The 14,127-nt window shown below is 49.4% G+C and carries 9 protein-coding genes and 2 pseudogenes; all 11 read right to left on the reverse strand.

What is annotated here, in order from left to right; all coding sequences use genetic code 11:
• Positions 1 to 70: 70 nt before the first annotated feature.
• Complete coding sequence (locus KCG54_RS06580) at positions 71 to 403, reverse strand: DUF6402 family protein (protein WP_254323735.1); 333 nt, start codon at positions 401 to 403, stop codon at positions 71 to 73.
• Positions 404 to 426: 23 nt separating this feature from the next.
• Positions 427 to 780 carry a hypothetical protein gene (locus KCG54_RS06585; RefSeq protein WP_009312651.1) on the reverse strand — a complete coding sequence of 118 codons (354 nt, stop codon included), beginning with the start codon at positions 778 to 780 and terminating at the stop codon, positions 427 to 429.
• A gap of 3 nt (positions 781 to 783) precedes the next feature.
• Complete coding sequence (locus KCG54_RS06590) at positions 784 to 1,542, reverse strand: polymorphic toxin type 44 domain-containing protein (protein ID WP_254323736.1); 759 nt, start codon at positions 1,540 to 1,542, stop codon at positions 784 to 786.
• Positions 1,532 to 4,123 (reverse strand): type VI secretion system Vgr family protein, encoded by a 2,592-nt coding sequence (locus KCG54_RS06595; RefSeq protein ID WP_254323737.1) that lies wholly within the window; start codon positions 4,121 to 4,123, stop codon positions 1,532 to 1,534. The genes KCG54_RS06590 and KCG54_RS06595 overlap by 11 nt, the downstream gene beginning before the upstream one ends.
• A 6-nt stretch (positions 4,124 to 4,129) precedes the next feature.
• A complete protein-coding gene (locus KCG54_RS06600) occupies positions 4,130 to 5,233 on the reverse strand; it encodes a DUF6396 domain-containing protein (protein ID WP_254323738.1) in 1,104 nt (367 codons plus the stop codon).
• 148 nt (positions 5,234 to 5,381) lie between these two features.
• Positions 5,382 to 8,120: a phospholipase D-like domain-containing protein gene (locus KCG54_RS06605; protein WP_254323739.1), complete on the reverse strand. Its 2,739-nt coding sequence runs from the start codon at positions 8,118 to 8,120 to the stop codon at positions 5,382 to 5,384.
• Between the two features lie 42 nt (positions 8,121 to 8,162).
• Positions 8,163 to 10,805: a type VI secretion system Vgr family protein gene (locus KCG54_RS06610; RefSeq protein WP_254323740.1), complete on the reverse strand. Its 2,643-nt coding sequence runs from the start codon at positions 10,803 to 10,805 to the stop codon at positions 8,163 to 8,165.
• 58 nt (positions 10,806 to 10,863) lie between these two features.
• A pseudogene (locus KCG54_RS06615) lies at positions 10,864 to 11,028 on the reverse strand (IS5/IS1182 family transposase); the annotation flags it as partial.
• Between the two features lie 109 nt (positions 11,029 to 11,137).
• Positions 11,138 to 11,980, reverse strand: a complete 843-nt coding sequence (kdsA, locus tag KCG54_RS06620; protein ID WP_070460880.1) for a 3-deoxy-8-phosphooctulonate synthase — start codon at positions 11,978 to 11,980, stop codon at positions 11,138 to 11,140.
• A gap of 74 nt (positions 11,981 to 12,054) precedes the next feature.
• Entirely contained in the window at positions 12,055 to 12,438 is a 384-nt protein-coding gene (gene panD, locus KCG54_RS06625) for an aspartate 1-decarboxylase (protein ID WP_003678944.1), read from the reverse strand.
• Positions 12,439 to 12,516: 78 nt separating this feature from the next.
• Positions 12,517 to 14,057 (reverse strand): annotated as a pseudogene (locus tag KCG54_RS06630) (YdgA family protein).
• Positions 14,058 to 14,127: the final 70 nt, after the last annotated feature.

Raw genomic sequence — 14,127 nt, forward strand, 5'->3', positions numbered from 1 at the left:
GACAGCCGAAACCCCAACACAGGATTTCGGCTGTTGAAAAAAGGGCTATTTTGCAAAGGTCTCAGTCTGTTTAAATTTCGCCATTTGTTGAAATGGCTGTTCCTAACTGGGTAGAAAAGGTCTTCAGGTTTAGAATCGAAAAGAGAAGGGGGGCTACTATATAGGCTGCTGCTATAATCTCATTTTTCTTATCTGAAAACTGATGGCTATAAAACACATCAAATCCTGTATGATTCCAATGCCCTAGGTATTGATCTTCGCCATTATCGTTAAGAAAATCAAATGTATCTCGGATATAGAGATAAACACTTTCTATAATCAATTTATTTCCAGGCATGCGGTATTTTCCGATGGCAGCAGCTAATGTGCAGCCAGCAACCGTACCGAAAAATTCGTCTTTCAATACACTTTACAAATATTGAATATCTACGGTTTAATACAAAGTCCATCATATTGTTTAACATCGGAAATTTTCTGATTTTCATCCAGGTAAATTTCCATGGTACAAAAGGTTATATCTTCTTTTAAAAAGATAGTTGTTTCATGTTTTGATATTAAAATAATACCATCTGGCTCAGATGACCAATCGAATGGAAAATAAAAAGTTACATTATTAGTAAAAAAAGGACGCAAGTATTCCTTACTACCATCACTCCTAATTAAGGTGATACTAGTGCGCTTACCTTCATTATAGTAAAAATATGTTACCTTAGGGTGGAGATTTTTATAAAAATAACATAATAAAAAGATACATAAAACCATTAAAATTTTTTTATTCATAATCTATAACTTATTTTTACTTTCTAAACAAGTATGCCTTTTTCTTGCATCTGGCAATTTATTATCAGGAAGTTTATTCAGCTCATCCAATACATCATTTGCAGTTAGTTTATCAGCAAATTTACCAAATTTCTTATACAAAGAAAAGCCTATATTAATTGCAGTAACATCATCAATCGGATCTTCGGCATCCCCTCCTGAACTATCTATTATCTGTGCCAAATTTGCTCCATTTAATAGCGTTTCCTTTTCAAAACCAACACTTAAACCAACATACCCATAATGTATATTTGACCAAATATCATATCTGTAATCATAATTTTTATATTTATGCCAATGCTTTTTGAATGTCCGATTTCGTTTAAGTTTATGAGAATAAGCCGGACGCACAACTGCATAACCCTTAAATGTTTCAATGATATATTCTTTATGATCCCACGGTCTCCCCTTAAAAACACGCTCAGTCCATAATGCTTTTGCTTTTAGTAAATTGGGTGGATCAGGGCGTGTCAATAACCTCTGTACAAGAGACGAATTTTTCCACTTGTTATACCTCTCCGTATACTCCTCTTCAGAAGCGTAATATCTAATACCCTCCGCTATTTTACTCCGAGTGTTCTTTTTGATTTCTCTGACTATATACTCCGCCACCTTTACCGCACCATCGATTTTATGTTCGCAAGGAGTCGTAATTTTCTGCTTGACCAAAAAATTATCCCCTTTGACAAATTTTCCTTTTGTCGTCTTCAATTTATTTTCCATGATTTGCATCCTCAAAATGTAAGTGTATTTTGGCAACTACCGCTTTCTCACTGTAAAACGCCTGTGTCATTCCATTTTCGTCTGTAACACCTTCCAGCTTTTGATAATCGGATAAATAAACCGTGTATTTCTTATTGGCATGCGGGAGATTATTATCATCCGTCAGTTGATATTGCAACTTGTAAGTCCCTGTCATTTTAAAAAGTGGCAATGCCGGAATGGAAAGACTTTCCGCCCCATTCACCACCAACGGCGCCCTCACCCGCACCACCTTCGGACTTCCGATCTCCACTTCCCCATTACTTAACTTGATATACGCCCCTTTGCAGGTAATCAGAATCTCTTCCTTCGCCGCAATGGTGACTTTCCCTGCGCTGCTGGTTAACGTTGCGTCCTTTAAGGCATTCAGCTGCAATTCGTCATTCTGTGCCTGTACTTCCACTTTACCCTGATTGGCCTGCATCTTGATGCCGCTGCTTTGCGCAAACAGGTTCACGCTCTCTGCCGCATGGGCGGTCAGGCTTTGTCCGGCGCTGATGTCGGTATGGCTGCCGCTGACGAGGTGGATGTTTTCATTGGCGGTGTGCAGTTGGCTTTGTTGTGTCGCGCTGGCAATACCGGCCGGGGCGGTTTGGATCAAACCGGCTTCCTTCAGGTCTTTGAGGGCGTCTTTCAGACGGCCCCTTTGGGTTTCTTCATCGGTGTCGTGGTTGTTGGCGGTTTGGGCGGCTTTGTTCAAGCTTTTAGCCAGGGAGAGTGCCTGTTCAAGTTGGGAGATGGCATCGTCCATATCCAGTACTTTGCCATTGGCGTCCTGGTTTTGTGCACTGACGAGTATGCCTTTGCCTGCCCTTACCGCGCCCCAACCGTCGGTTCTGAGTTCGAAGCCCTCACCGTTCTCTCCGCGTTTGTTGCGGTTTGAGTCGACGATATGGCCGAGGTTGAGTTGGGATTTCTGATAGTCGGTGGCAAGTTTGATGTGTTCCTGTCCCTGCAGGTCTTCCATCCTCAGTTTGTTGTTCGCCCAGGTACGGATGACGTTTCTTGTGTTCCAATCGGCAGGGATATGGTCGGTATGGGCGCTGTCGTGCATGACGCCGGAGATATACGGACGGTCGGGATTACCCTGTACGAAGGACAGCATCACTTCGGTGCCTTCGTGTAAGGGGAAGTGGATACCGTATTCGGGACCGGCATAGGGTTTGGCCAGTCGGACGGGACGGCTTTCCCCACCAGGACTCCATTCGTCCAAATCAAACGGGAGTTTGACGCGGTAGCGGCCCATATCGTCGATATAGGCGTAGGTGCAGTTCTCCGCAGCGGTCACCCGTGCGGGCAGTGTACCGTCGATATGCGGACGCGGGGTGGTGCGTTCGGGACGGTAGGCGAGTTGGGCGGGGATGGCGGTAAAGGTATGGCTGTAGGCGGTATCGCGGCTGCCGCTGTGTTCCATGGAAAGTACCAGCCAGCCATCGGGTGCTTCGGGGAAGGAGACATCGGTTTGGAACACCTTCATCGGCGTCATGGAGACGACGTTGCCGCTACCGGCAGCGACGGTTTGACGGCAGAGGTTGGCTTCGTTCAGCAGGGTCGTCTGAACTCGGGCTTCGTCGGTTGTTTTGGGATGAAGGCCCCAGTGCTGCTGTTTGCCCAATAAAACGGTATTGTCGGCAGATTCTTCGGACTGTTTGTTGTCGGTTTCGGCAAAAAGGTCGGTATCGGCACTGCGGTAGTTATAGTCGGCCGTGCGTATGCCTTCGATGATGGGGTTGTGGCGGATGCTTAAGTTAAAGAGTGCTTCGGTACCGACACTCTCCAATCCGGCATGGGGGCGGTAGGAAACGGGTAAACCTTGGCTGCGCCAATAGTGTTCGGGACTATCGCCGAAGACGACTACGTCGCCATGTTGTTCATGCTGTTCGAAGGCATACCAGATGCCTTCTTCTTCACACAGACGGTTGATAAAGTCGAAGTCGCTTTCGAGATACTGGGTCACATACTCGCGTACGGCGTAGTTGCGGCTCTTTTGGAAACGGTAGTCGACACCGGAGAAACCGTGGTGTTTGAAGACGGCGGCAACGATGTCGGGGACGGTTTGGTGTTGGAACAGCCGGGAAGTTTGGAAATGTTTTAAAGCCGCAAAGCGCGGCTCTAAAACAAAGCGGTAAACGGTTTCATCCTTAGATACGGACAACTTCTCGCATGAGGTGATAATGCCCTGCCATTGCTTCGCCGGGGAGTCGTCTAAAGCAGACCCGAATACCCCGGCCACTTCCGACAGTAAACCTTCTTGCGGACGAATCTCAAATGCTGCGCGCTGGTTGAGGTAGGAAGAGAGAGGCAGTGAGGAATCGGTCGAGGTAGCGGTGATTTCGACACGGTAGGCGGTATTGACCGCTTCGGATGCGCTGAAGGAGCGGACTGAAAGTGAAGGAGAGAAACGGGCGAAGGTGAGGTGGTAGGATTGGCGGGCGGTTATGGCGGATATTTCTAAGATGACGATGGGGTGAGTATGGTAGTTTGAACGGGGGGCAAGCTGGGGGGGTGGAAAGGCCGTCTGAAAGTATTTTTCAGACGGCATTGTGGTTTAATCCCACCAGTTCTGCCAGCTTCGGACTGCGGGCAGTCCGTCTTTTTTGACCGGCAGGCCGGTGGCGGGGTCCAGGCCTTTGGCGGCGGCGAGTTTCTTCATCAGTTCGTCCGAAGGTTTGGCGGGGGATTCGCCATCGTAAAACCGCTGGAAGGCGATGGTGCCGTCCCATGCGGGCAGCGGCGCCGGCGGCAGCGGCACGATGTCGTCCAAATCCTCCACTGTCATTTCGGGCATGAATTCCAACCGTGAGTCTATATAATAACCAATCTTCCTGTAACGCTTAGCGCGTTCGGCGTCGGGCGTGACCGTGGTATAGCGGGGCGGCGCATTCGGATGGCGGTAATCGGGGTCAAAGGCTGCACGTAATGCATATGCGGCACTCCCCCCTCCGGCCTTCATCCCCTGCTGCAGCGCTTGCAGCGAGAGCTGGTCCAGTTCGGCAACGGTTTTGTCGCTTTTCGGTTTTTTGCCCTCCCATTTGGTAATCAGCGTATCGGCATCGTTTTGATAGGCAAGTTTTGCTTGCATCGCCCCTTCCGGGCTGGCGAAGCGGTGTCCCGCCGAAGCCGAGCAGTAGTAGAATTTCTCGGCAATGACCATGATTTTCCAATATCTTGGATCATCCGTATACAGTTCGTTCTTCACCGCATCCAACAGTCCGCCCATCATATACTGCGCTTCGGCATTGCCGCGTTCGGCGGCGCGGCGCAGGTAGGCGGTGGAATCGCCCTTCTCATGGCTGGGGTCGTAGCCTGCCAGGATGTAGCGGCTCCACCACAGGTCGGCGGTGGCGGGCAGGGCATCTTCCAGCAGCAGGTTGTAGGCGATGCCTTCGTTTAAGGAATTCTCCACTTCTATGGCGTCGTTGGCGGCCAGGTGTTTCTGCAGCGTCAGGTTGGCGCGCCAGTGGCCGTTGGCGGCGGCAATGCGGTAGTAGTGCAGGTAGTCCAGTACGTTTTTGCGCTGCGACGGGCGTTTTCGGTTGTGCAGGTCGTGGTATAGGGCGTAGCGGTACAGAATGTCCGCTTCGGCGGGTAGTTCGGGGTATTGCTCCTGCGTGCAGGTAAAGTCGAGTTTGGCCAGTGCGTCGTGGCTCATGGGGTTCTCCTTGAAGTAGCCGCAGGCGGCAGGCAGCAACGCCGCCGCCAAAACGGCCGGTTTCAGTATCGTTTGCAAATATTTCCGCATTATCAATCCAAATCATACAGGTGAGGGACGATACCCTCGTCCAACATTTCAAATTCCATCAGGGACATGGTAAGGGCTTTTCGGCCTCCATCAGTTTTCTGTTGTCTTCCATCAGATCGCCCCAGTTTTTGTACAAATCCTTCAACTGATCCAGGTTTTCGATTTTTTCGGGGTTCAGGACGGCAGCGTTCTCTCCGGTATGGTTGCGCCACAGCTCGCGCCGCAGCTTGCGCGCCACTCCCTCGCATTCGGTTACGACGTTCAATTCACTGTCCACCTGCATGCTGCGGGTGTTGATGTTGGCCGAACCTATGGTCATGAAGACGTCGTTGGCGATGGCGACTTTGGAATGGATGTAGATTTCTTCGGGACGTTTTTTTTCCTTGCCGATCCGCCAGCGTTCCTCGTAATTGGCCTTGCGTTCGTCCGCCGATGCGCCGGGGTCGTCCTTCACTTTGTCGAGCCGGTCGCGGTTGCTGACTTCGGTGCTCATCAGGCGGCAGATGTGAACGGAGACGTTGGGGATATCGCGTTTGAAGATCTGCCGCAATTTTTTGCGGTCTTCTTCGTTTTGCGGGTCGAGTTTGGCCAGCCTGTTTTTTTCCTGCCGCAACCCGTCCCGTGTGGCATCCTGCCGCTTTTCCCCTTCCGTCCGGCCGGTTATCGTTTTCCACAGGGAGCTGCCTCCTGTTTCGTCCAGCTTTTTCTTTATCCTTCCGATTTCGCGCTGTTTACCGACGCCGGGCATCACGTCGCGCCGTCCGAGTATGTCGAGCATCCTGTCGGTATTGATCCTCCCGCTGCCCAAGCCTTCTTTGCTGGTATTGGTAACCACAAAGACGCACAGGCGGTCTTCCCGTCCCTGTTCGGCCATCTTCTGCCCCCATTTGGCCAGCCTTTCGGCCAGGGGCGGCCAGCGGAAATATTGGTTTTCTATATACAGGTAGCTGGTTGACAGTTTCGACAGCCGGTAATAAAAACCTTTGATTTCTTCCAAACCGAATTCGGGCTGTGTGCAGAGGATTTGCGCGTTCAAGACAGTGCCCTTTGTTTTATCCGGTTTGAATACGCTGCGTTCGATTTTCCTTCGTTGCTGTACAAATTCTTCGGCTTCTTTCTTGCTCATGTTGTTCATAGGAATTTTTTCCCAAGAACGGACGAAGTTTTCATTCAAATCGTACAATACGCCGCCGGTAACCATACTCGATACGTCCTCCCTTGGAACGGGGTAATATGCTCCCAAGTCCGGTGCGGTAGCGCGTTTGCTATGCCGTTCGGTATCCCAATACGCCTCGAGCATATTGTGTCCCATCACAAATCCTACGGTGCGCTCGGGATGCTCGTAATCGATTAGGACGGTTTTTTGGTGGTGGGTCGGACCGACGCGCAGTGCCTTGTCTGCCATACCGCCTAGCCCTTTGTCGTCAAACACGGTGTTTTTAACCGCCTCAAATGGCATTTCACGGACGTGAAATTTGAGGAATTGCTTTTTAGGCTTTATTACATTTTCACTTGTAGAATCTTCCGTATCCTCAACTGCCGTTGCCTCAGATACAGCCGTATTTTGTTCATTTTTTTCAGGTATGGTATAGACAGTTACTTCGCCTGCATCTACCTGTGTTAATTTGCCAAATGCATAACGAAACTCGGCATGCTGTTTCAAAAAAGCATAATGGACACAGAAAATATAACTGTCGATAAACTCTGCGACATCATCGAAAAGAATCCCACCATCCTGTTTTATATTTTCCCAAATATGCTTGTACGGATAGAGGAAATCCAAGACTTGCGCCAAGTTTTTTTGAATTTTTTCATGGATATTAAGCGCAGTGTCGGTCCTGGAAATTTCTCCCGCTGCGTTTTTCAAAGCCGTTGCTAGATTTTCCGTTCCGCCGTTTTTTTTGTAAATTTCATACAGCATATCTATCCCGGGATCCAATAATGACCCCAATATTTTTCCTTTCACATTGCTTGGCGTGGTATCAAATATTCGGTGGGAAATACTGTAACTTGCTTTCTCTATTGCTTCTGATGTCCATCGATCCATTTCCAAACCCAAATTACGCAGAAAATCTGGTGTAAGGTCATATTTCCAGTTGCCCACCTTCTTTGCCCACGATCCTATATTACCGTCTATATAATTAATCGCCCTCAATGAGATATTCTGCTTGATTTTTTTGAATTTTTCAAAAGATGACTTATATGATTTCTCATTCAGGCTGATACCGCCTTCCACTAAATCGAACCATGCCCAGTCATAATGGGCCTGAATCCCAGTATAGCCTTGTTTGATATTTGCACCTGCAAACCTGCCTTCATTCGCTTTCACAAATCGTTCGAAATCCTCTATCGTCCGGACATCCGACCTCAAAAATGCCATCCAATGACTGTAAATCAATATTTGATGTGGCGTCGTCAAGGTATGCCGTCCCGGCGTGTTATCTTCTAGTAGTTTTTCAGTCCCCCATGGGGTCTGCCAGCACATAATTTTGATTTTCTTCCCTTCTTCTGCTTTCTGCAGCAGAAGCTCCCCTATGTTTTTCTGTTGTTTTCCCCGAACGAAATACATTGACGGTTGAAATCCCCAACAAACGATTTCTACCGAATTTTGTGCATTGTTTATTGCCTCATAAACTTTGCCAAATGCTTTTTCACCATTAACCAAAACTTCCAAAGTGGAGCCGCTCGGCAAAGGGGCTTTTGTGTCGAAGACATTGGACGCGATAGTCGTATTCGGTTTAGCGATTGTGGCTGCAGAATGGGTTTGGGGTGCCTTGCCAGATTGTTTGGTCATCATAAGTCCTCAATTTGGTTTCTGTGGGTAACGGATAAAGCAAGATTATTCTTTGCCATCATCTTTACGTACCAATTTGTAATATTTTTGGGCGTAATCCTTGCCGGAAATCTCCCTATCATTAAATTCCCTCGGATGGAAGCCTTGATTGGTTTTGCCGTTTTTGGCAGTATTATCGTTAAATTCATTCACCATATGGATACGATATTCTTCCCCGTTACCTAAAACAACCCGATATTTTTCTGTCGAAATTTCATGATCTATGATTAAATCGTCTTTTCCATTGATAATTCCTTCCTTAATCTTTGTCTCATTGACATAAACGGAATAAGGCATACCAATGTATGTGCTGCTGGAATGAGGGGAGGGAAGTAGATTTATCTTCATCATCCGCTTCGGTAAAGTTTTCGGCCATGACGGATGCGTCATATCCATTGATGAAGCCCCACTCACCACCATCGGCGCCCTCACCCGCACCACCTTCGGACTTCCGATCTCCACTTCCCCATTACTTAACTTGATATACGCCCCTTTGCAGGTAATCAGAATCTCTTCCTTCGCCGCAATGGTGACTTTCCCTGCGCTGCTGGTTAACGTTGCGTCCTTTAAGGCATTCAGCTGCAATTCGTCATTCTGTGCCTGTACTTCCACTTTACCCTGATTGGCCTGCATCTTGATGCCGCTGCTTTGCGCAAACAGGTTCACGCTCTCTGCCGCATGGGCGGTCAGGCTTTGTCCGGCGCTGATGTCGGTATGGCTGCCGCTGACGAGGTGGATGTTTTCATTGGCGGTGTGCAGTTGGCTTTGCTCTGTCGCGGTGGCGATGCCGGCCGGGGCGGTTTGGATCAAACCTGCCTCTTTCAGGTCTTTAAGGGCGTCTTTCAGACGGCCCCTTTGGGTTTCTTCATCGGTGTTGTGGTTGTTGGCGGTTTGGGCGGCTTTGTTCAGGCTTTTGGCCAGGGAGAGTGCCTGTTCGATCTGTGCGATGGCATCGTCCATATCCAACACTTTGCCGTTGGCATCCTGGTTTTGTGCGCTGACGAGTATGCCCTTACCTGCCCGTACGGCCCCCCAACCGTCGGTTCTGAGTTCGAAGCCTTCGCCGTTCTCTCCGCGTTTGTTGCGGGTTGAGTCGACGATATGGCCGAGGTTGAGTTGGGATTTCTGATAGTCGGTGGCAAGTTTGATGTGTTCCTGTCCCTGCAGGTCTTCCATCCTCAGTTTGTTGTTCGCCCAGGTACGGATGACGTTTCTTGTGTTCCAATCGGCAGGGATATGGTCGGTATGGGCACTGTCGTGCATGACACCGGAGATATACGGACGGTCGGGATTACCTTGTACGAAGGACAGCATCACTTCGGTGCCTTCGTGTAAGGGGAAGTGAATGCCGTATTCGGGACCGGCATAGGGTTTAGCCAGTCGGACGGGACGGCTTTCCCCGCCGGGACTCCATTCGTCCAGGTCAAACGGGAGTTTGACGCGGTAGCGGCCCATATCGTCGATATAGGCATAGGTGCAGTTTTCTGCCGCAGTTACCCGTGCCGGTAAGGTACCGTCGATATGCGGACGCGGGGTGATGCGTTCAGGACGGTAGGCGAGTTGGGCGGGGATGGCGGTAAAGGTATGGCTGTAGGCGGTATCGCGGCTGCCGCTGTGCTCCATGGAAAGTACCAGCCAGCCGTCGGGGGCTTCGGGGAAGGAGACATCGGTTTGGAACACCTTCATCGGCGTCATGGAGACGACGTTGCCGCTGCCGGCTGCGACGGTTTGGCGGCAGAGGTTGGCTTCGTTCAACAGGGTCGTCTGAACTTGGGCTTCGTCGGTTGTTTTAGGATGAAGACCCCAATGCTGTTGTTTGCCCAATAAAACGGTATTGTCGGCTGATTCTTCCGACTGTTTGTTGTCGGTTTCGGCAAATAGGTCGGTATCGGCACTGCGGTAGTTGTAGTCGGCCGTGCGTATGCCTTCGACAATGGGGTTGTGGCGGATGCTTAAGTTAAAGAGTGCTTCGGTACCGACACTCTCCAATCCGGCATGGGGTCGGTAGGATACGGGTAAGCCTTGGCTGCGTAAGTAATGTTCGGGACTGTCGCCGAAGACGACTACGTCGCCATGTTGTTCATGCTGTTCGAAGGCATACCAAATACCCTCTTCTTCACACAGACGGTTGATAAAGTCGAAGTCGCTTTCGAGATACTGGGTCACATACTCGCGTACGGCGTAGTTGCGGCTCTTTTGGAAACGGTAGTCGACACCGGAGAAACCGTGGTGTTTGAAGACGGCGGCAACGATGTCGGGGACGGTTTGGTGTTGGAACAGCCGGGAAGTTTGGAAATGTTTTAAAGCCGCAAAGCGCGGCTCTAAAACAAAGCGGTAAACGGTTTCATCCTTAGATACGGACAACTTCTCGCATGAGGTGATAATGCCCTGCCATTGCTTCGCCGGGGGATCGTCTGAAGCAGACCCGAATACCCCGGCTACTTCCGACAGTAAACCTTCCTGCGGACGAATCTCAAACGCTGCGCGCTGGTTGAGGTAGGAAGACAGAGGCAGGGAGGAATCGGTCGAGGTAGCGGTGATTTCGACACGGTAGGCGGTATTGACCGCTTCGGATGCGCTGAAGGAGCGGACTGAAAGTGAGGGGGAAAAACGGGCAAAGGTAAGGTGGTAGGATTGGCGGGCGGTCATGACGAGACAATCTTAGAATGACAATGAATTTTATATATTAACTTGGATTATTCCGATGGTAAAGCAAATGGGATAAATGGAAATTAAGAACACCCGAAAGGTCTCGATTCAGGTATTGTTCGATCGGTTGCCAATCAATCATCTGATCCAACTTCAATAGTGGGAAGCGGTCGATGTGTTTGGTAATCATGGCTTGGGCGATTTGCTGGAAGAAGGTGCTCATGGAAAATCCCCTAAATGTCTTGGTGGGAATTTAGGGGATTTGGGGGAATTTTGCAAAGGTCTCAGGCCGTCTGAAAATGCTTTCAGACGGCCTTTTAACTTATTTGCCCTTAACGAATATCCATAGGCGCAAACGATTTCACGGTTTCATCAATCGCTTTAACACGGGTCAGGAAGTCTTCCAATTGGGCAAGCGGCAATGCACTTGGGCCATCGCATTTGGCTTGGTCGGGATTGGCATGGGATTCGAGGAACAAACCGGCCAATCGGGTTGCCATACCGGCAAGCGCCAAGTCCAATACTTGGGCGCGACGGCCGCCTGATGCGGTGGCACCGGATTCGCGCGTTTGCAGGGAATGGGTTACGTCAAAAATAACGGGCAGGTTGTTACACGTTTTTTTCATCACGCCAAAGCCGAGCATATCGACCACCAAGTTGTCGTAGCCGAAGTTTGCGCCGCGTTCGCACAAAATGATTTGCTCGTTGCCTGCTTCTTGGAATTTCTCGACGATGTTTTTCATTTGAGACGGGCTGAGAAATTGCGGCTTTTTGATGTTGATGACATTGCCGGTTTTCGCCATTGCCACCACCAAATCGGTTTGGCGTGCCAAGAAGGCAGGCAGCTGAATAACATCGCAGACTTCGGCAACCGGTTGGCATTGGTAAGGCTCATGAACGTCGGTAATCACGGGAACGTTAAACTCGCGCTTCACCGCTTGAAAAATCTTCATGCCTTCGTCCAAACCCACACCGCGGAAAGAGTGGATGGAAGAGCGGTTTGCCTTGTCGAAAGAGGCTTTGAACACATACGGGATGCCGAGTTTATCGGTTACTTTAACGTATTGCTCACAGGCTTTCAGCGTAGAGTCGAGGTCTTCAAGGACATTGATGCCGCCGAAAAGGGTAAAGGGCGCATCGTTGCTGACAGTGATGTTGTTGATTTGGATATTCACGGCAAAGCCTTTCAGATAAGTTGAATTTGGGAAACAGGCCGTCTGAAACGTTTCAGACGGCCTTTGTTTGAATATTACAACACGGTGTGCGGCGGCTCATAAGAAATCACGTCGCGGATTTTATTGTTCTCATCGACGAGGACGACTTTCGGCTCATGCGCTGCAATTTCGGGTTCGGACAACATGACGTAAGACATGATAATTACGATATCGCCTTTTTGAACCAAACGCGCGGCCGCGCCATTGAGGCAAACGACGCCGCTGCCGCGTTCTCCGGGAATGGTGTAGGTTTCAAGACGTTCGCCGTTGTTATTGTTGACGATGGCGACTTTTTCGTTCACACAAATACCTGCCGCATCCAGCAGGTCTTGGTCAACGGTAATGCTGCCGACGTAGTTGAGGTCGGCTTCGGTAACGGTGGCACGGTGGATTTTGCCGCCGAGCATGGTACGGAACATGGGTTTCCTTTTTGATTGTGGGTTGATTTGCGGTTTTAACTTCTGAGAAGTTAAAACCGCTGTTCGTGTGATTGAGGATTAGTTATTGGGAAAGTCTGCTTCGTCAAACTCGGGTTCCGGGTCGCTTTGAAGGACTTTTCCGTTTAATTTCAACTCGCTGTTTTGCAGAGTTAGATGGGTTTTGACATTATCATCTTCTAAGGTCAAATATTTCTCGCTTGCCATGCTTTTAATGGTGCTGTCCACCATCAGGCGCAAGGTCTCGTTGATATCGTCGATGCTGGCGCGGCCTGCGGCTTCATCTTCGGCATTGACGCTAAACAGGCTGCTTGCTTGGTTGACGGCGAGCTGCTCCAACAATTTTTGCGGTACGCTCATGTTGAAGTCGGCTTCAGTTTTCTTCAGCATATCGCCCAAATTATTGAGGTCTTTAGCTGCCAAACCTTTAAACGCGAGTTTACCGCTGACATCAACATCGCCATGAGGCATGATGAATTTGAAGGTTTTGACGTTCAAAACCGGATTGTTGGTAAACAGGCCTGAAGCCTCGTTTTTGGCCGTCTGAATCAAGGAAGCCTGAATTTCTTCTTCGCTCATTTTCTTCACGGACACTTCGGCAATTTTGTTTTTCAATGCCAAAAGTGATGCCGCATCCAAATGCTCAGCAGCGACATTGATGTCCAGAGGGCCGTATTTGTCTTCGCCATAAGTCAGGCTTTCAAATTGGAAGCGGCCTTCACTGTTAATGAATTTATCAACTTCGCCGGTCTGAGTATCGAAACGCAGTTTGCTGACTTCGATTTTAGACGGAGCAATCGTGCCGGTCGGATTGATGAATGCACCGATTTGCAGGTTGGTCACAAGGTTGACCAATTCGTTCAACTTAACGTTGTAATCGATGTTTTCTTTCCATTGCAGCAGGAATTTATCCAGCGTAATGCTGCTCTTGCCCAAAGAAAGCTTGGTCAGGCCGTCTTCCGTTTCGGATTGGAAGCGCAGGTTTTCCAAAGACACATCGCCTTTATCGGCCAATTTGACTTGTAAAGACGGCGCAAGGTAATCGTGGCGATAGCTTTTGAAGCCTTGGCTGTAATCGGTATTGCCGCCAAAGCCTTTCCAGTTGAGTTTGATACCGGAGAGCTCTTCATAGTCGAAGGCGGGGATATTGAGGCTGAGTTTGCCGTCGCCGGAAAGGTAAACCGTATTGGTCATGGTCAACGGCGTTTGCTGGCCGAAGAAGCGGTCCAAAACTTTTTGGTTTCCGGATGATATTGGAACTCGGTCTCTACGTGTGCACGCGTACCGAAGCCACCGGCAAACGGGCCGTGTGTCACATGGTTGATGACCGTAATCGGCTCTTGCAGGACGGTTTTCAAATTGTCCGGCAGGTATTTTTGCGTATTTTGAAGCAGGGTCGGTTTGAGGCGGATGACGGTCGTCTCGGTTGAACTGAACCAGCCGCGATCGTATTGGTGGGACTCAACGGTCAGGAAACCGGATTCCTGCAACAGCTTTTGTTGCTCGGTCAGGCTTTCTTCCGCTTTGACACCAAGATAATAAGGCGTGCCGAGCGCAGCGGCGACAACGACGGCGGTAGTCGGGATAAGATACTTTTTCATCACTTCAAACAGATTAGGTTCAAAACATAAAGCATAGCATTTTTTAGTTGTTTTGTCTTATCCGCCGTTT

This window comes from Neisseria subflava, from assembly GCF_024205705.1.
In the GTDB taxonomy this organism is placed as follows: domain Bacteria; phylum Pseudomonadota; class Gammaproteobacteria; order Burkholderiales; family Neisseriaceae; genus Neisseria; species Neisseria subflava_D.

Bases quoted from the DNA above. Each gene is read 5' to 3' on its own strand.
- KCG54_RS06585 (WP_009312651.1), bottom strand. From the start codon at position 780: ATGAATAAAAAAATTTTAATGGTTTTATGTATCTTTTTATTATGTTAT.
- KCG54_RS06590 (WP_254323736.1), bottom strand. From the start codon at position 1,542: ATGGAAAATAAATTGAAGACGACAAAAGGAAAATTTGTCAAAGGGGAT.
- KCG54_RS06595 (WP_254323737.1), bottom strand. From the start codon at position 4,123: ATGCCGTCTGAAAAATACTTTCAGACGGCCTTTCCACCCCCCCAGCTT.
- KCG54_RS06600 (WP_254323738.1), bottom strand. From the start codon at position 5,233: ATGAGCCACGACGCACTGGCCAAACTCGACTTTACCTGCACGCAGGAG.
- KCG54_RS06605 (WP_254323739.1), bottom strand. From the start codon at position 8,120: ATGATGACCAAACAATCTGGCAAGGCACCCCAAACCCATTCTGCAGCC.
- KCG54_RS06610 (WP_254323740.1), bottom strand. From the start codon at position 10,805: ATGACCGCCCGCCAATCCTACCACCTTACCTTTGCCCGTTTTTCCCCC.
- panD (WP_003678944.1), bottom strand. From the start codon at position 12,438: ATGTTCCGTACCATGCTCGGCGGCAAAATCCACCGTGCCACCGTTACC.